20 protein-coding genes are annotated in these 17,269 nt (G+C 63.0%); 6 read left to right on the top strand and 14 right to left on the bottom strand.

Going from position 1 to position 17,269, the window contains the following annotated elements:
* Positions 1 to 47 precede the first annotated feature (47 nt).
* From PSV05_RS07950 to PSV05_RS07940, 3 genes are read right to left on the bottom strand one after another with little or no spacing between them, the layout of a single operon-like run.
* A complete protein-coding gene (locus tag PSV05_RS07950; RefSeq protein WP_300063882.1) occupies positions 48 to 968 on the bottom strand; it encodes a M14 family metallocarboxypeptidase in 921 nt (306 codons plus the stop codon).
* Between the two features lie 46 nt (positions 969 to 1,014).
* Entirely contained in the window at positions 1,015 to 1,758 is a 744-nt protein-coding gene (locus tag PSV05_RS07945; RefSeq protein ID WP_300063880.1) for a histidine phosphatase family protein, read from the bottom strand.
* Between the two features lie 60 nt (positions 1,759 to 1,818).
* Positions 1,819 to 2,685: a PA4780 family RIO1-like protein kinase gene (locus PSV05_RS07940; RefSeq protein ID WP_300063878.1), complete on the bottom strand. Its 867-nt coding sequence runs from the start codon at positions 2,683 to 2,685 to the stop codon at positions 1,819 to 1,821.
* Positions 2,686 to 2,858: 173 nt separating this feature from the next.
* Here PSV05_RS07940 and PSV05_RS07935 point away from each other — a divergent pair, with 173 nt between their 5' ends.
* Together PSV05_RS07935 and PSV05_RS07930 are read left to right on the top strand one after the other, a co-directional pair.
* Positions 2,859 to 3,701: an SAM-dependent methyltransferase gene (locus PSV05_RS07935; protein WP_300065398.1), complete on the top strand. Its 843-nt coding sequence runs from the start codon at positions 2,859 to 2,861 to the stop codon at positions 3,699 to 3,701.
* A 158-nt stretch (positions 3,702 to 3,859) separates the two neighbouring features.
* Positions 3,860 to 4,108: a DUF6522 family protein gene (locus PSV05_RS07930; protein ID WP_300063876.1), complete on the top strand. Its 249-nt coding sequence runs from the start codon at positions 3,860 to 3,862 to the stop codon at positions 4,106 to 4,108.
* On the opposite strand, the gene PSV05_RS07925 is transcribed toward PSV05_RS07930, so the two are convergent.
* The 4 genes from PSV05_RS07925 to PSV05_RS07910 form a co-directional block, all read right to left on the bottom strand.
* Positions 4,105 to 4,641: a cytochrome b gene (locus PSV05_RS07925; RefSeq protein ID WP_300063874.1), complete on the bottom strand. Its 537-nt coding sequence runs from the start codon at positions 4,639 to 4,641 to the stop codon at positions 4,105 to 4,107. The genes PSV05_RS07930 and PSV05_RS07925 overlap by 4 nt on opposite strands.
* A 132-nt stretch (positions 4,642 to 4,773) precedes the next feature.
* A complete protein-coding gene (locus PSV05_RS07920; RefSeq protein ID WP_300063872.1) occupies positions 4,774 to 5,694 on the bottom strand; it encodes an alpha/beta fold hydrolase in 921 nt (306 codons plus the stop codon).
* Positions 5,695 to 5,829: 135 nt separating this feature from the next.
* On the bottom strand, positions 5,830 to 6,132 hold the full coding sequence (locus tag PSV05_RS07915; protein ID WP_300063870.1) for a hypothetical protein: 303 nt from the start codon (positions 6,130 to 6,132) through the stop codon (positions 5,830 to 5,832).
* Between the two features lie 195 nt (positions 6,133 to 6,327).
* Positions 6,328 to 6,750 carry a hypothetical protein gene (locus PSV05_RS07910; RefSeq protein ID WP_300063868.1) on the bottom strand — a complete coding sequence of 141 codons (423 nt, stop codon included), beginning with the start codon at positions 6,748 to 6,750 and terminating at the stop codon, positions 6,328 to 6,330.
* Positions 6,751 to 6,982: 232 nt separating this feature from the next.
* Between PSV05_RS07910 and PSV05_RS07905 the strand changes: the two genes are divergently transcribed.
* The gene (locus PSV05_RS07905) at positions 6,983 to 8,095 is read left to right on the top strand and encodes an NAD(P)/FAD-dependent oxidoreductase (RefSeq protein ID WP_300063866.1); all 1,113 of its coding nucleotides are present in this window, start codon (positions 6,983 to 6,985) and stop codon (positions 8,093 to 8,095) included.
* A gap of 21 nt (positions 8,096 to 8,116) precedes the next feature.
* Here PSV05_RS07905 and PSV05_RS07900 read toward each other — a convergent pair whose 3' ends face one another.
* Positions 8,117 to 8,353 carry a helix-turn-helix transcriptional regulator gene (locus PSV05_RS07900; RefSeq protein WP_300063864.1) on the bottom strand — a complete coding sequence of 79 codons (237 nt, stop codon included), beginning with the start codon at positions 8,351 to 8,353 and terminating at the stop codon, positions 8,117 to 8,119.
* A complete protein-coding gene (locus PSV05_RS07895) occupies positions 8,353 to 8,862 on the bottom strand; it encodes a DUF2975 domain-containing protein (RefSeq protein ID WP_300063862.1) in 510 nt (169 codons plus the stop codon). Before PSV05_RS07895 ends, PSV05_RS07900 begins: the two co-directional genes overlap by 1 nt.
* Before the next feature lie 94 nt (positions 8,863 to 8,956).
* Here PSV05_RS07895 and PSV05_RS07890 point away from each other — a divergent pair, with 94 nt between their 5' ends.
* Positions 8,957 to 9,892 carry an ABC transporter ATP-binding protein gene (locus PSV05_RS07890; protein WP_300063860.1) on the top strand — a complete coding sequence of 312 codons (936 nt, stop codon included), beginning with the start codon at positions 8,957 to 8,959 and terminating at the stop codon, positions 9,890 to 9,892.
* A gap of 13 nt (positions 9,893 to 9,905) precedes the next feature.
* Positions 9,906 to 10,655: an ABC transporter permease gene (locus tag PSV05_RS07885; protein WP_300063858.1), complete on the top strand. Its 750-nt coding sequence runs from the start codon at positions 9,906 to 9,908 to the stop codon at positions 10,653 to 10,655.
* Positions 10,656 to 10,670: 15 nt separating this feature from the next.
* On the opposite strand, the gene PSV05_RS07880 is transcribed toward PSV05_RS07885, so the two are convergent.
* The 4 genes from PSV05_RS07880 to PSV05_RS07865 all read right to left on the bottom strand — a co-directional run bounded on the left by PSV05_RS07880 (position 10,671) and on the right by PSV05_RS07865 (position 14,194).
* Positions 10,671 to 10,844 (bottom strand): DUF1328 family protein, encoded by a 174-nt coding sequence (locus PSV05_RS07880; RefSeq protein WP_300063856.1) that lies wholly within the window; start codon positions 10,842 to 10,844, stop codon positions 10,671 to 10,673.
* 218 nt (positions 10,845 to 11,062) lie between these two features.
* Complete coding sequence (locus tag PSV05_RS07875; RefSeq protein WP_300063854.1) at positions 11,063 to 11,758, bottom strand: ABC transporter ATP-binding protein; 696 nt, start codon at positions 11,756 to 11,758, stop codon at positions 11,063 to 11,065.
* Positions 11,751 to 12,953: an FtsX-like permease family protein gene (locus PSV05_RS07870; protein ID WP_300063852.1), complete on the bottom strand. Its 1,203-nt coding sequence runs from the start codon at positions 12,951 to 12,953 to the stop codon at positions 11,751 to 11,753. Before PSV05_RS07870 ends, PSV05_RS07875 begins: the two co-directional genes overlap by 8 nt.
* Positions 12,954 to 12,955: 2 nt before the next feature.
* A complete protein-coding gene (locus PSV05_RS07865) occupies positions 12,956 to 14,194 on the bottom strand; it encodes an efflux RND transporter periplasmic adaptor subunit (protein WP_300063850.1) in 1,239 nt (412 codons plus the stop codon).
* Between the two features lie 77 nt (positions 14,195 to 14,271).
* On the opposite strand from PSV05_RS07865, the gene PSV05_RS07860 reads away from it, so the two are divergent.
* Positions 14,272 to 14,958 carry an NAD(P)H-binding protein gene (locus PSV05_RS07860; protein WP_300063848.1) on the top strand — a complete coding sequence of 229 codons (687 nt, stop codon included), beginning with the start codon at positions 14,272 to 14,274 and terminating at the stop codon, positions 14,956 to 14,958.
* A gap of 277 nt (positions 14,959 to 15,235) precedes the next feature.
* Here PSV05_RS07860 and PSV05_RS07855 read toward each other — a convergent pair whose 3' ends face one another.
* Entirely contained in the window at positions 15,236 to 17,212 is a 1,977-nt protein-coding gene (locus PSV05_RS07855) for a CocE/NonD family hydrolase (RefSeq protein WP_300063845.1), read from the bottom strand.
* Between the last annotated feature and the right edge of the window lie 57 nt (positions 17,213 to 17,269).

Below are 17,269 nucleotides of genomic sequence, written 5' to 3'. Positions count from 1 at the left end.
CCAACCACATCATCTGTCGACGGCGTGCCCGTCTGCTCGCAAAGTTTCTAACGATGCCCCAGCGCGTACTCGATGCCGGCGCACACCGCCGCCACCTGCGCGTCGTTGCACTGTTGCGGCGTTGCGCGCGGGCTATCGGGATAGACCTCAGTGACGGTCTTGAAACGCGCGCCGGTGATGCCGGCACACAGGCCCAGTGGCACCAGTGCATATTCGATGACGCCTGGCGCGACCACGGGTGAGCCAATGATTTCGCCGCTGGCATCGGCCGGCGCGACATGGGTGACTTTGGAAACCGCGTCAATCATCGCCTGCTGGAATGCGGGCTGCGGGGCTTCGCTATCATCAACCAGGTAGAAGCCATCAGGAATCAGGCCGGGTTCAAACGGCTTGCCATCGCGCGCGGCAAGTGCAGGGCGGAATTCCGACTCATCACTGTCGGTGGTTTCATGCAGGTCGATGTGCATGACTACACGCTCGCGGAGCGGTGCGATCAATTGCATCAAGGCAGCTGGTTCCTGCGCCGGAGTATCAGTGTAGAAGCAACGGTTGGGATCTAACGCATCGGAGTTCCAGCGCTGGATCCGCTCGTAACCCCATGGACTGACGCAGGGCGCCACCAGCAGGTTGATCCGACCCGCAAAGTCGGCGGCGTGTCGCTCGACGAACTGAAGTGCGCCGTGCACGCCACTAGTTTCGTAACCATGCACGCCACCCGTCACCAACATGATCGGCAGATCGTTCTGCCAATCGCGACTCCGGATCGCATACAGCGGAAAGCGCCCCGCCGGGTAATCCAGTTCGCCATACTGCTCGACATCGAAATCGGTGCGCAGGCAATCGATGATTGCCACCACTTCATCGGCGTAGCTGCGCTGCACGCGTTGGCTTGCGCGCCATTCGGCCTTCTCGGCATTGCCCCACGGCTGGCCTGGGGTACCGATCGGACAGCGGGAAACGTTCGTCATGTGATGTGACCTCCGGACTCCGCGCAATCAAACTTGCGCATGGCATTCAATGGGCTGGTTCGATCTCGGGCATCTCGCGCAATTCTGGAATTGCCAGGCTTCGCCTGGGATCTCCAGTCGTGCCGGTGCGCATGTTCGGCGGTATATGGCCGACATCGCCGACTGCAATCACCTTCAAGCGGCCATCGGCTTCGATGCGGATCGTGGTGATGCTGGCATGGCCCACCGACATCTCCAGCCATGCCGTGGTGTCGACGCCAAGCGCACGTGTAACCAGATAGCGGATCACGTTGCCGTGGCAGACCAGCATGTCGGCCTGGTCGCCTGCCGTGGCCGGCTTGAAGAAACGAGTGAACACACGATCGAGTTTCTGCTTGCAGGCGGCAAGCTCGGCGGGCTTGTCGTCCTTGCTGATCTCGGTGCGGCGGGTCGGTGGCGTGCACTCGGCAAGATCGTCGATGACTTCGAAACCGCGACCCGGAAAATCGCCGGCAATGACCGCAGCGGTATCGCGCGCACGCTGCATAGGACTGGCATAGAGATGATCGAAATGCACAGGCAAGCCCATCAGCGCAGCACCCGCAAGCTGCGCCTGCGCCACGCCAAGCGGCGACAGGGACGGGCCGATCTTCTCGTCGATGGCAGGGTCTGCCACGTAATTGCCGTGACGCACCAGCACAATCGTGCGCATTGACTGCGCCTGCGGCTCGGCCGCGTGCGCTGGTGCATTGATGGCGAAGGAAAGGAACACGCAGCCCAAAGCAATCAAGCCAAGCAGAAGTCTGTTCATCGGCCAAGTATCGCAAACAATCGACAGCGTTGACCCACCAACCGCACGAACAGCAAGCCGCTAGCCTTCTGCTTCGGCTTCCGCCTTGGCCTGCCGACCCTGCTCACGTATCAGGGCTTCTTCGCGCGCATCGTTGATTGCGTGGCGCACGCTGTCCAGGTCAATCGTGGATTCATCCTGCACGAACATGCCGGTCAACTCGGAATCGGGTTGCAACGCGCCCGCCTCGAACAAGGCCCAGAGTTCCTCGCCATACCAGGTCTCCAGCAGGTCAGGCGCCCAACGGCCCAGGCTCGCGGTGAGATTGTTGACGTCACGCAGCAGCATCTGGCGCGCCGCGTTGTTGCCGGCGGCGCTGACCACCTGCGGGAAATCGATCACCACCGGACCGTTTTCCCCGACCAGCACGTTGTAGGCCGACAGGTCGCCGTGGATCAGGCCGCAACACAGCATCAGCACCACTTGCCGCACCAGGATCCGGTGATAGTCGCGGGCTTCATCAGCACTGAGTTCGACCTCGCCCAGCCGCAGCGCCGAGAAACCGCCGGCATCCGTGACCAGTTCCATCACCAGCACGCCATGGAAATAGCCATAGGGCTCGGGCACCAGAACGCCGGCATCGCGCAGCTGGTACAGCGCATCGACCTCGGTGTTCTTCCAGGCAGTTTCCTCCTGTTTGCGACCGTACTTGCTGGCCTTGCCTACCGCCCGCGCTTGCCGGCTACCGCGCACCTTGCGCCCTTCCTGGTATTGCGTGCGCTGCTTGAAACTGCGTTGCGCCATGTCCTTGTAGACCTTTGCGCAACGCACATCGTCGCCGCTGCGGACCACGTATACCGCGGCTTCCTTGCCACTCTTGAGCGGGCGCAGCACTTCGTCGATGACGCCGTCATCGATCAGCGCCTGCAGGGCTTCTGGGGTCTTCATAAGATCGGGGGAGTTTGGCGGGCGCTGGCGACGCAGAAGGGGCGTGTATTGTTGCAGCAATCCTTGATCGTGGTCGGCATCCACGCTGTTAATCGCCACAACGGACCGCAGGCATGCGCAATGTCCTTGCGCCGCTGTACCCTGAACCGTCCTTTTTTGAACCCGCCGCATCGATGCCGCGCTATTCCGGCCCACTGCTGACCCATGCCGTCGCCGATGGTTTGCTCGCTGCGCGCGATGCCGGCGCCGCCACTTGGAACGGCTCGTTCGACCTCGGCATGTCGAATGACGATGTCACGCTGCACGCGGAGGCTTGGGCGTGGCGCGGCCAGTGCCATCCCTACCCGGCCAAGCTCAAGGACCGCACGATCTACTACCAGGATGGCAAAGATTTCACGCCAGTGTCGCGCTATGCCGGGTCGCTGATCAAGCTGGTACCCACCCAATGGGACACGCCGACCTTCGAGATCGACGGCATCAAGATGCTGCCGACCTCGAAGGAATCGCCGCTCGACGACGCGCGGCGCAAGGTGGCGCTGGTGCAACCGCGCGGCAAGATCATCCTGGACACCTGCGGCGGGCTGGGCTATTTCGCCGCCTGCTGTCTGGATGCCGACGTGGCACAAATCCATTCGTTCGAGAAGAACGCCGACGTGTTGTGGCTCCGCACGCTCAACCCGTGGTCACCGGATCCGGACGCGCCCAGCAGCAGTGGCCGCTTGCAACTCACCCATGCTGATGTAACGGCGGCCATCCTGGATATCCCCGACACCAGCGTCGATGCGCTGCTGCATGATCCACCGCGCTTCGGCATCGCCGGCGAGTTGTATTCACAATCGTTCTACGATCAGCTGGCGCGGGTGCTGCGTCGCGGTGGTCGCTTGTTCCACTACACCGGCAGTCCGAACAAGCTCACCAGCGGCCGCGATGTGCCACGCGAAGTCCAGAAACGACTGGAGAAAGCCGGATTCAAGGCAGAACTTGCGCTGGATGGCGTGCTGGGAACGAGGCGTTAGCTGGTGCAACCTCTGCCTTGCTGCGGCCAAACATGGATCTGGACGACGGCTGATCCATGTCAATGGCCATCAGCAGCATCAAGGTCATGCTGGAATCCCGAAATCACGGTCCGATCCAGATGCATACATTCAGGCTGAATCCAACCAGAAGAGTTGCCTTGCCTTCCATCGAAATCGATTCGGCGTTGATCGCGCCCGGGCTTGGTCTGGTTCCCGCCGAGTTCCAGCGATTGCTCGACACCGGCAAAATCCGTGTGCTGTGCGAGCGCGGCACCGGCGAGGATGCCGGTGCCTATCGCGCAAGCTTCTACTTGGGCGATCAACGCGTGAGGCTCTTGGTCGATGCCGACGGCCGCCTGTTGCAAGATCCCGAAGTGCGGGACGCGACCGCCACGCGACAACCCTAGAGCATGCGTTTCAGGGTGTTGTCCTTGCGTATCAGGTGGTGCCACAGGGCAGCAAGCACGTGGATGCCGATCACCCAGTAGAAGAGGTTGCCGATGGTGACGTGCAGGTATTCCAGGGTATGCGCCAGGTCCTTGTTCTCTGCCAACAGCGCCGGCAATGGGATGCTGGTAAACGGAATCAGCACGGCCTTGCCGTCCGACCATGCCGTCGCCAATCCCAGCAGCGGCTGGACCAGGAAGAACAGATACAGCGCCACGTGCAGCGTTATGGCCGCGAGCGCATTCCAGCGATCCAGTGCAGGCGTCACCGGCGGTGCCCCATGGCGACGACGTATCAGCAAGCGCCAGCAGGCCAGTCCGAAGATGGTCAGGCCGGTCCAGAAATGGCCCTGCATCATGAACGTACGTCCCACACTGCCCCGGGAAAACAGGCCACGTTGCTCGATCAGCACATAGGCGATGGCTACCAGCAATGCCATCAACCAATGCAGGCGGCGCTGTGCGGGTGTGAAACGTTGTGCGGGAGTGGCCATGCAGTCGGCAAGCTTTGAGGAGGAGTTGCCTACGCTAGCGCATCCGAACCCGGGGTGCATCGATTTCATGCCTCGCCATGCCATGTCCGCATCGCACGCAAATAATGTAGATGTAAGCCGCCACGGCTATTGCTACTTCAGCGTGGCCAGCCAATCGAGCACGGCCTTCGACAATTCGACCCGTTTGTCCGAATAGGCGTGGTCGGTCGACAGGTGCATGGCGGTGACATGGGTATCGCCGGCTTGCATCAGCGCGGCAACGAATCCGGAATTGGACGCTGCCAGCCCATCATCGGACGTGATGACCAATGCGTTGCGATTCTTCAACGTGTCAATCTGGTCCATGAACGGCCATCCGGCCGTGTGCATGGCCAGTTCATTGGCGAGGCCTTCCGGCGTACATCCTGCCAGCGGCGCCATGCCTTCTTGCGCCAAGCCGGCAGCCATCGCTGAGACGGCTTCATCGCGCGGCTTCTGGCTGAGCAGCAAGCGCATGTAGCCAGGCATGTCTGCGGCGGAAATGGTGGCGAAGGCCCTGATCTTCGGATCGTTGGCCGCGCCCTGCACGGCCATGAAGCCACCCATGCTGTGCCCGATCAGGACAATACGGCCCGGATCCACGCGCAACGACTTCGCCACCTCGGGCTGGCGCAAATAAGCAATCGTCGATGCAGTGTCCTCGATGCTGTTGGCGAACGAGAACTCGCCCGGCGTGCCCCATGCGCCGCGGTAGTTGAAGTACAGGACATTCCAGCCCGCACGCCGTATGTCCTGGGCCAGGTCCAGGTTGCGCTCGTTACCGGGGAAGCCGTGCAGCAGGATCACCGTCGGATGTGGCTTGGCGCCGGCTGCGACATACATCAATGCATTCAACTGCGCGCCATGGCTGGGGATCTGCATCGACTGCATTTCCGCCCGGTTGGCCGGCTCCGGCGATGCGGCTTGGCCATCCTCGACGAATGACGCGGCAGAAACAGACAAGAACGCGCGGACGGGACAGGGTGCAAGCGCCATGCATGCGGCGAGCGCAACGACGAACGGGTAGTGCTTCATGAAGCCCCCTGTTTCGTTTGATGGTGATCTTGGAAAGCGTGGACTCATGGTATCGAAATGAAAAGAGGACGGCTGGACCACCTCGCAGTCCATGCCATCCCCTCGACTATCTGCTTTCGACGCCGCGTGCCGCTGTTATGGCTTGGTCGCCGACGTCTTCAGGTAGGCATAGACATGACGCGCGTTGTCGTCTTTCTCTCGTTCAGTGCCATCGCAACCCAAGCCGTGGAATGCTGCTTCCAGTGCGGCCGCATCGTCCGCCGACATCGCCTTGCGCCAGATGTACCAGTGCTTGGCCTTCGGCACCAGATGCTCGCCATACAGGCGAGGCTTGACGCGCGATGCCGTGCCGACATACCAGGAACCCATCTGGCCGCCTTGTTTCTTGATGTGGGCGGAGATTTCTGCAGTGATCGTCTTCGTGTCCTTTGCTGCCATTGACTACTCCCTGAATGTCTGGATGCTGATTACGCCGGTATGCAATGCATTGCACATGGCCAGCTTATGCCACCCAACATAACAAACGTGGCTGTAGGCAAGCTGAGGCCTTGCTTCGTTACAGGCTGAGCTGCCGTGGTTGCCTTCGAATACCAGAGCGCGCATCCGATACCGCTGGCAGGGCACCGGATGCGATCATTCCGCCGATTCCTGAACAAGCACATCGGTCCGTTCAACGATCAATTCCTCGCTCAACGTGTCCTCGATGGACAGGCGTTGCGCATCACGGCCGTTGCCGTTCGCTGGACGCGCGGGTTCCTCGTAGCCCCAGGCCGATTGCGCATCACGCCAACCTACCGTCACCCGGAAATCCCACTGCTCGTTGCCGGCGCTGGTCCGTGGCTGCGCCATGCGGATCCAGAGGACGCGACCCTTGGTCTTCTCCGCCTGTAATCCCGGCAACTTGTTCTTCTTGAACAGCGCGATGAACTGGTTGGTCTTGCCCGGCTTGACCCAGTAGGTTTGTTCCATCACGAACGCTGCGCCCTGCTGGGCGCTCGCGACCAGCGGAACAACGAGCATCAGCAATGAAAGAAGAACAAGCGTATGGCGTCGCATCAAGGTGCTCCCTGCACATCGCATCCAGATCCGGACTGCACTGACCCGCAAGCCATGCAGGATAAGCCATGCCGAAAATCATCACCGGATAATGTGCAATACAACCGTTGCATTGTGATGCGTCCGCAACGCATTCCGGGATGCGCTGAACTTCAAATCCACTTCACGCAACCACCATCGCCAGCGCACCGATGGCACGCATCGTGTGACCGAGCCAGCCGTCGGGAACAGCATGCAAGTCAATTCAGCGAAGGAAGGATCAGGATTCGATTTCGATGTCGTCATCGTCGGTGCCAGCTTTGCGGGTACTGCTTGCGCAATCGCCGCGGCGCAGCGCGGTCTGCGCGTCTGCGTGCTGGAGCGCAAACGCGACCCTGGCGACAAACTGCGCACCACCGGCATCATCGTCAAGGAAGCCGCCGAGCACACCCTGCTGCATCGACTGCCCGCACACATGACCCGGCGCATCGAGGCGGTGCACCTGTACGCACCCAGCCTCAAGCAAGTGGCGCTGGCCGCGCCCGGCTACTACTTCCTGGGCACCGACACGCCCGCGGTCATGCGCTGGCTGGCCGAGACGATGCGCGCGCATGGCGTAGACCTGCGCCTGGGCTGTGCATTCACGGATGCCGAACGCATCGCCCATGGCTGGCAGGTCCACGGCGCCGGTACCGCGCGTTACCTGGTCGGAGCAGACGGCGCGCGCTCACGGGTGGCGCGGCGTTGTGGCCTGGGTGAAGTGCGCCAATTCCTGTACGGCATCGAATACGAATTCCCGGGCTCACGCCTGGCCATGCCCGATGCCCTGCACTGCTTCATCAGCAAGCGCTATGCACCGGGCTACATCGGCTGGCTGGCGCAGAATCCCACCGGCGTGCAGGCTGGTCTGGCCCTGCGCCACGATCCTGCCAACGCGCGCGTGCCGGACATTGATGGATTCTTGCTGCGCGTGGGCATGGCGGGGGGCCTGCCCCGCCATCTCAGCCCAGGTCCAACCCGCGCCGGCCTGATCCCGTGCAGCGGGCCGGTGTCGGTGCTTGCACGTGATCGCGCGATCCTCACCGGCGATGCCGCCGGCATCGTGTCGCCAGTCACTGCCGGTGGCATTCATGCCGCATGGGACCACGGCTGGACGGTGGGGCGCGCCATCGCCTCGCACGTGCGCGACAACGGACCGCCGCCGGAACTGGTCGCGATCGATGCCGCGCCGCGCTTCCGCACCAAAAAAGCCCTGCGCTGGGCCTACGACCGCCTGCAATTCGACTGGCCGTTCGACCTGCTGCTGCATTCGCCACCGCTGCGCTGGGCAGCCGAGAAGGTGTATTTCCACAAGCGGCGCTGCTGACAGCCGGGCTTTGCAACTGGTTCAGTCGGTGTCGACACCCTGCAGGTCATCCGCGATGTAGTCGTAGTCCAGCAGGTCGCCTGGCGTGCACTCGAGCACTGCGCACAATTTGGCCAGCGTGCGGAAACGAATCCCCTTGACCTTGCCGCTGCGGAACAGCGACATCTGGGTCTCGCTGATGCCGACTCGTGCCGCCAGTTCGCGTGCCCTCAAGTCGCGACGGGCCAGCATCTCGTCCAGGGTCACCCGGATCGGCATCAGAGGATCTCGTCCAGTTCGGCTTGCAGCGCCCGCGCCTGGTCGACGAGGCGCGCGAGCAGGATCAGCGCTGCGCCGACCACGCCCAGCACGATGCCCGACAGGTCGAAATACAGATAGCTGCCATGTCCGCCCAGGATCATCCGGGTCAGGTTGGTCACCGCGAACACGTTGAACAGGGCGCCGACCAGCACGCCGATGCCTATCTGCCGCATCGCCCGTGCCACGGTCGGATGGAACAGGCGCCCGCCGGCAAGATCGGCCAGCGCGCGCTGCACTGCCCACAATGCCCACAGGTAGCCGAGCGCGGGCAACCCGGGTACCAGCATCAGCAGGGTTTCGCGGGGGCCATTGCCGCTTGGCAAGGCCTGCATGTGCAAGCTCGGAAGGCCGATCAAGCCCAGCGACAGCATCAACGCCAGACCAAGGAACACCACCAGGGTGGCGATGCGCAGCAGTCGGCACTGGGCACGGAATCGGTCGGGCATGGTCATTGGCAGATCGCTCATTGCGGTGCATCGGGGCAAGATGAAGTTTAACCTTGACTTAAAGTTTTTTTTTGAATTACTTTATGTCTTAATTAAATTTAACGCATAAGCCGCCATGACGCACGCCATCCAAACCCAAGGCCTCACCCGCCGCTTCGGCGACCACACCGCAGTCGACCATGTCGGCATGACGGTACCGGAACGGAGCATCTATGGCTTCCTCGGACGTAACGGCGCCGGCAAGACCACCACGATCAAATTGCTGCTTGGTCTGCTGCGCCCCGATGCCGGCAGCGCATGGGTGGCCGGCATCGACATTGCCAGCGATCGCATTGGCGCCGCACGCAAGGTCGGTGCATTGCTGGAAGCACAGGGCTTCTACCCGAACCTGGCCGGCCGAGAGAACCTAGACCTGAGCCGGCGCTTGCTGGGCCTGCCTGCCAACGAAGTCGACCGCGTGCTGGAGGTGACCGAACTCACCGTGCACGGCCGCCGCCGCGTCGCTGATTATTCGCTGGGGATGCGCCAGCGCCTGGGCCTGGCCCGCGCCATGCTCGGCGCGCCACCAGTGCTGATCCTGGATGAACCCACCAATGGGCTGGACCCCGAGGGCATCGCCGACATGCGCGGATTTTTGCGCGAGCTGCCTGCCCGTACTGGCGCCACGGTGCTGCTGTCCAGCCATCTGTTGGGCGAGATCGAACAGACCGCGACCCACATCGGCATCCTCAGCCATGGCCGGCTGGTCCTGGAAGGCGCGCTGGACGAACTCAAGGCTGGCCTGGCGTCCGAAGTCGCAGTTGAAACCGACACGCCCGAGCGCGCCATGGCCATCGCGCGTGAGCATGGTTTCAACGTCGTGCATGCCGACGATGCGCTGGTGGCCCGCTTCGCACCCGGCGAGGAAGTGCGTACCGGCACCGCTGCGCTCAACCGCGTTTTGTGCGTCGCCGGCATCCATATCCATGCACTCGCCCCCCGGCAGCGCACGCTCGAAACCCTGTATCGCCAGGCTGCGCTATCCGTCGCGCCTGCCCCTGCACAGCCCTGACCCGGAGCCCGCCATGGCATCCCCGCTTTCGCCCCGATTCACGACTGCCCTCGCCGTCGAAGCCTACAAACTGCGCCGCTCGCTGGCCCTGCTGCTGGCAGTGGTCGCACCGCTGCCGATCGCAGTGTTCGTTTTCTTCAACCTGCTGCGCATGGACAAGGCGATGACCTGGCAGATGACCCTGCAGTCGTCCGCAGCGATCTGGGCGTTTTTCATGCTGCCGATGAGCGTCACCGCGTTGACTGCACTGGTCGCGCACACCGAGCACGGGCCGCGCACGTGGGATCACTTGCGCGCATTGCCACTGCCACGCTGGCATTTGTATGCGGCCAAAGCGGCGAGCGTGCTTGGCATCGTGCTGTTGATGAGCATGGCGCTGGCGCTGATGACCTGGCTCGCGGTGCAAGCGGCAGGCTGGTGGAAACCTACCGTCGCCGCAAGCGGTGCACCTGATATCGCCACCTATCTGTTGTTGCTCGGTCGCATTTTCCTGGCCGCGTGGCTGCTAGTCGCCGTACAGCTGTGGATCGCGTTGCGCTACGTCAATTTCGTGCCCGCGCTGGCAGCCGGGATCGGCGGCACCTTTTTCGCAGTGGTCGCGACCTCGGCCAAGATCGGCGTGTTCCTGCCGTGGCAGATCCCGGTCAACCAGCTCGCATCTGATCCCTCTCGCGCCCAACTGACCTTGCTGCTCGGCTTTGCAGGCGGCTGCGTTGCACTGGTCGCGATGACCTGGCAACTGAGCCGGCGCGAGGTGCTCTGACAGGTGCGATGAAGGCTACGTCACTTTCTTGAAGATCGTCACGCCCAGCAAGAACAGCACCACGGCAATGATGATCGCCGCCCAGAACAGGAATTTCGCGATGCCGAACGCGCCACCGGCGATCCCGCCGAAGCCGAGCACGCCGGCAATCACGCCGATGATGGCAAAAATGATGGCCCACTTGATCATGCCGGCGGCGCTCCCTTGCTGATGGTGATGGCTCAGTATCCTAGCGACGGCAACGTCGTGCCGACGTGAGCTTGCCGGGCTCGAGAGCCAAACGGCAATCCGGGCAATGCCGGATTGAGCGCGACCAGGTCCGCAATGGGAGATGGCGCCCGCGGGCACGCCTCAACTGACAAAAACATCACGAACGAGGTGGACTTGGTGTGTGCCGGCGCTGCCGATCAATCCTGCGCGATCATCCCGTCGCGCAGGGTCACGACGCGGTCGCAGGCCTGTGAAATGCGGGTATCGTGGGTCACCAGCAGCACCGCGCAGCCGAACTTTTCATTCGAGCGACGGAACAGTGCAAACACATCATCGGCCGACTGGCTGTCCAGGTTGCCGGTGGGTTCGTCGGCCAGCAGCAATGCCGGCCGGGTGACCAGGGCACGTGCAACTGCGACACGCTGCTGCTGGCCACCAGACAGCTCACCTGGTTTGCGATCGGCGAATCCTTCCATGCCGACTTCCGCCAGCAGGCTACGGACCATGTCGGTGTCGGCGGCGGATGGCCTGCCTTTGGCGATCATGAGCGGCATCAGCACGTTTTCAAGCGCGGTGAAGGCTGGAATCAGGTGATGGAACTGGAACACGAAGCCGATCGCACTGCCGCGCAGCGCGGTGCGCCGCGCATCGTCCATGTCGCGAGTCGGCTCGCCCAGCAGGAACAGCTCGCCCGCGGTGGGCACGTCCAGCAGGCCGATGATGTTGAGCAGCGTGCTTTTGCCTGAGCCCGAAGCGCCGACCAGCGCGGCAAAGTCGTGGCGTGCAAGGCTCATGTCCAACCCGTGCAGCACTTCCACCTCATTCGGCTGCCCCACGTTGTAGGACTTGCGCAGTCCCTGCAGGCGCAATACGGGTGACGTGGACTCAGGCATTGCGGATCGCCTGTACCGGGTCCATGCGCGCCGCGCGGCGGGCCGGGATTGCAGCGGAAATGATGCCGGTGAGGGTCGCCAGCACGGATGCCGCCAGCAACAATATCGGGTTCAATGGAATGTAGAACAGGCCCGGGCCGAGGTTGTTGAACAGCCACACCATCCCGTAGCCCGACAGGCCGCCGATTAGCGAACCCGCCAGTCCAAACAGGCCGCCCTGGATCAGGAACACCCACAACATCTGCCGACGGGTGATACCCATCGCGCGCAGGATGCCGACCTCGCGCGTGCGCTGGATCACGCTCACGAACAGCACGCTGGCGATCCCCAGTGCGACCGACACCGCCACGAAGAAACTGATCATCTGCGTCGACAGACTTTGCGACTTGAGCGCGTTCATCAACTGCCCGTTGGTTTCGATCCAGCTTTCGGCCTTCAAACCGGTCAGGCGCGCAATTCGCGCGGCCACCGTGTCGGCGGCGAAGATGTCGCGCACGGTGACGTCGATGACGGTCGCCGCACCCGGCAGATCCAGTAGCGACTGGGTCTGCTTCATGTCCAGGTAGACGTAACGTGCATCCAGCTCACGCACGCCAAGCTCGAAGATGCCGGCGATGTTCACCACGCTGCCGCCGCCCTGCCCGGCATCGAGCCGAAGCTTGTCGCCCACGCCCACGCCCAGGTCATGCGCCAGCTGGCTGCCGATCACCGCATCGCCCGCACCCACCCGCAACTGGCCGGCGATGATGTCATCGCGCAGCGGCAGGATCCGTGTGTAGCGCGCCACGTCGATGCCGACCAGTGCGACGGATTCCACGGCCTCGCCGCGACGGGCCAGCGCTGGCCCGGAAACCACCGGCGACACCGCGGTGACGTCGGGCAACAGGTCCAGCGCATCGCGCACCTGCTGCCAGTTGTTGATAGAGCGCAGCCGCTGGGCGCGCGGCGTCTCCAGTATCAGTTGCACCACGCCTGCGGATGGCGGAAACACCCGGTTGACTTCATCCGGCGGCAGCACCCGGATATGCGCCTGAGTGCCCAGGGTGCGGTCGATGATGTTGTACTGCAGGCCGGTGATCAGCGCGGTCAGGAACACAATGACCGCGACCCCGACCGCAATCCCGACCAGGATCAGCGCGCTCTGGATGCGCCCCTCGCGCAGGAACCGGACTGCGAGCGTCCATTCGATCCACATGGTCAGTTGAAACGCACCGGCAGCTCGTTGCGACTTGCATCGCCAGTGTCCGCCATCGGCACTTTCTGCCTGTCGACGCGAACCCGTTGGCCATCAGCAAGGTCGGCGGCGCCATCGGCCAGCACCAGGTCTCCCGCCTTCAATCCGGAGACCACTTCCGACGCCGTCAATCCGCGCAAGCCAAGCGTGACCTGGGTACGGATCACCTTGCCGCCACGCACGACCCATGCCATGGCCTTGCCGCCGGCGACGGCTGCCAACGCATCATTGGGCACCACCAGGGCAGCTTCGCGCCGCCCGGTTTGGACATTGACCGACACGGTCATGTCCTGGCGCAGGTCGCCAGGCACCGGGGACACCTTCAGCCGCATCTCGACCGTGCCGCGCTGCGGATCCACGCTGGGCGCGATGAACGCCACGATCGCCTTGAACGGACGATCCGGAAATGCGTCGGCGATGCACTGCGCCGGCTGACCAAGCGCAATCGCGCCAAGGTTCTTTTCGTCCAGTGGAACCAGTACTTCGGTATCGCCTTGCCGTGCGATCTCGAACAACACCTTGCCAGGCTGGACTACATCACCGGGCTCGGCATTGCGGGTCAGCACTGTGCCCGCCACCTGTGCACGGATAAAGGTCTTGCCCAACGCTGCACGCGCCGCCGCCAATCGCTCGCTGGCGACCGTCTCTCCGGGTGCACCGGCTTCCAGCATGCCTGCCACCGCTTGCGCCTGCTCCACTGAGGCGCGTGCGGCGGTTTCCGCCTCCACTGACTGTTCCAGGGTTTCGCGTGCGATCAACTGCTGCTTCAGCAGTGTTCGTCGGCGTTGGGTTTCACGGCTGGCCTGCAACAACCTTGCCTGGGCATCGCGCAGCACCGCCTGTGCCTGCGGCCGCGACCCTTGCCGCAACTGCGCCAGTGCTGCTTCAGCTTCACGCACAGCAGCTTGCTGGTCGTCGGCGCGCAAGACCGCAAGGATATCGCCAGCTTGCACCAGGTCACCCTCGCGCACGCGTCGCTCGACGACGACGCCGCTGATCTGGCTGCCAACCTGCGCGCGCGAGACCGACACCACCCGGCCGGTCGCCACTACTGTTTGCACGAGTTGCCTTGTTGCCACTTCGTAGGCCGCCAACTGCGGGCCTTGCCAGTGGCGAAGCAATCCAAACGCCAGCAAGGCCAATGCGACGACGGCCAATGCGATCCAGATGGCGCGGCGCGGGAAATGCTTCAAGATGACCATGCCTATTCAAGCCAGAATGGCCACAGTACCGGATATCGTTAAGATCCCTCGGCACACCTCCTGACGTGATAACGACCATGACCTCCATCACCCCCATGCATGTCCTGATCACCGGCGCCACCGGCTTGGTGGGCCAGGGCGTGCTGCACGAAGTCTTGCGCGATGCGCACGTGACCAGGATCACCGTGCTTGGTCGACATCCAACCGGTCGCAGCGATCCACGCCTGCATGAGGTGCTTGTGCAGGACTTTTCGGACCTGGGTGCGGTGGAGGAGCGACTCAAGGGCATCGACGCCTGCCTGTACTGCGCGGGTGCACCGCCGATTGGCACACCCGAGGATCTCTACCGGCATGTCACAGTGACATTGACAAAATCAGTGGCAAGCACCCTTGCCCGCCTCAATCCCGGCATGCGCTTCCTGTACGTGTCTGGCGCCAACGCCAACGCCGCCAGCCGCTTCATGCCATTGCGGGTCAAGGGCGAAGCGGAGCAGGCGCTGCAGGCGCTCGCCTTGCGTTGCACGATGCTGCGCCCCGGCGGCATCCAGCCGGCCCATGGCGAGCGTTCCCCGCATCGCGGACTGCGCGCCCTGTACGCGCTAGGCGCGCCGCTGATGGGTATCGGGGTGGCGCTGGCGCCCTCGTTGATGACCAGCACTGCCCTGCTCGGCAAGGCCATGCTTGCCCTGCTGCAGATGCCCGACCCGCCGGCGGTCGTGGAGAACGCGCGGATCAACCAGCTTGGAAAAACAACATCCAGCTGATCATGCCGGCATTGCCGGCATTGCGATTCAGGCTCGCGTTGGAAAGCCCTGTTGCGCCAACCAGCATGGGTCATCATCACCAGCTGTTTCCATCGAACATTTCCTGCTCAGAACTTATCCTCGCCACATGCCACGACCACCTCGCCTTCGTAGCCGCCGGCGCGGATCGCGGCCAGTGGAAAACAGGGTCAGAGTGGACTTTTATTGTTGAGCAACCCAGCCCTTGTGGAACTTGAGAAAAGTCCACTCCGCACCCTATTTTCAGACGAGGATTACCTCACCTTGCCGTGCCGGGCACCACCGGCAACGCAATGAAGCTGTCTTGCCCCGCTGCTCCGCGGTAGATCCGCTGCGTGGCAGCGCGGTAGTCCGCTGCCTTTGCATGAAAAATGCTTGTCACGAAGGTCTGCGGGTTGCGATCGTAGAGTGGGAACCAGCTCGACTGCACCTGCACCATGATGCGATGCCCAGGCAGAAACACGTGATTGGCGTTGGGCAGGGTGAAGCGGTAGTCCAGCGCCTGGTTTGCGGCGATCGGCTTGGACACCGTAAAGCCCTCCCGGTAACGACCACGCAGGATGTCCATCGACACCGCCAATTGGTAACCGCCCATTTCCGGTTGCTCGGCGACCTGGTCCGGATACACGTCGATCAGTTTCACCACCCAGTCGCTGTCGGTGCCTGACGTCGAAGCGACCAGGCTCACTTCCGGCGCGCCGGAAATCTTCAGCGGCTCGGTCAGCGGTTCGCTGACGTAGGTCAACACGTCGGTGCGTCCCGATGCCTCGCGCTGGTCGTCCACCAGCCACTGCGGCCAGGTCAGCACGCCATAGCCAATCGGCTGGATCGGGCGTGCGCGAAAGGGCACCGGGTGCGCGGGATCCGACACGTATTCGTCATATGCCGCAGCACTATCGGCAGCACCGGCTGGGGCTTCGAAACCGACGCGATGACCGGCCTGCAGGTAGAGATTGCGCGACTTGATGGCGCAGCCGTCGGCGCAAGCCAAAGGCCAGCGGTCGAGCCGCTGCCAGCGGTTGCCACCGGTCTCGTAAGCGGTCACCGGCGCAATGTCGGCCTTGGGTGCGCCATCCTTCAGGTATTGCGCCAGGTATGGGCGCAGGATCTGTTGGCGGAAATACTTGCCGGTATCGCTGCCAAAGCGCAGCGCACCGAGTGAACTGGCATCGTCAATTTCCTGGCCGTGGTGCCAGGGGCCCATCACCAGCTTGACCATCTGGCCGCTGCTGTCCTTGGCCTTGATCGCGCGATACACGGCAGTCGCGCCGTAGATGTCTTCCTGGTCCCACAGGCTGTGCACCAGCATCACCGGCACCTTCAGCGGCTGCGCGGCCAGCAGCTTGTCCAAGGCCTGGTCACTCCAGAACGCGTCGTAGTCCGGATGCGCCAGGAGTTTGTTCCAGAAGCCAAGCTGGCCCATGCCATAGGCTTCGCCCACCGCGCCGGCTGAACCGTAGTGCATGAACAGGTCGTATTCGTCGTGGTAGTTGCTCCACCACTTCTCGCTGTTGTCGCGGGTGGCGGTCTGCTCGTAGATGTACGACATGTTCTGCTGGCGGAAGGCGCCGTTGTGGAACCAGTCGTCGCCCATCCAGCCATCGACCATCGGATTCATCGGTACCGACACTTTCAGCGCCGGGTGCGGATTCACCAATGCCATGAGCGGCTCAAAGCCATCATATGAAATGCCCAGGATGCCGACCCGCCCATTGGATTCAGGGACGTGCTTCACCAGCCAGTCGATGGTGTCGTAGCAATCGGTGGCGTCATCCACGGGAGAGGGATTCTGCGGCCCATGCACCGGTCGGTTCATGACGTAGTCGCCGCCGGAACCGTACTTGCCGCGCACGTCCTGGACCACGCGGATGTAGCCGTCCTCGATAATTACGTCGGTGGCGTTGTCGTAACCCTGCAGCGAGGTTGCGAGGTTACCGCTGCGGGTGTTGTTGGTCAGCGCGTTGGCATCGTAGGGCGTGCGCGTGAGCAGGATGCCCTCGTGGCGGGCGCCCTTCGGCAACAGGATCACGGTATGCAGTTTCACGCCGTCGCGCATCGGTATCTCGACCACCCGGCGCACGTAGTCGTGACCATCGGTAGTGGGAATGAAGGTGACCGGCGTTTCGCTCGGGTAGTCCGGATAGTGCAGCGCCTTGGGATCACTGCTGGCCAGGGCACTGGCAGTCAACGCAATGAAGAGTGCGGCGAAGGCCGCGGCAAGAATGCGTGGCTTCATCTCGTTCCCCAGGCTGACCGAAGCCGCGAGTATCGCCTCGGTGGGTCGACTCTGCAA

Origin of the sequence: Thermomonas sp. (assembly GCF_029945965.1) — a bacterium.
In the GTDB taxonomy this organism is placed as follows: Bacteria; Pseudomonadota; Gammaproteobacteria; order Xanthomonadales; family Xanthomonadaceae; genus Thermomonas.
The sequence above is the reverse complement of the archived record's forward strand: the minus strand, read 5'-3'. Positions and strand labels throughout refer to the sequence as shown.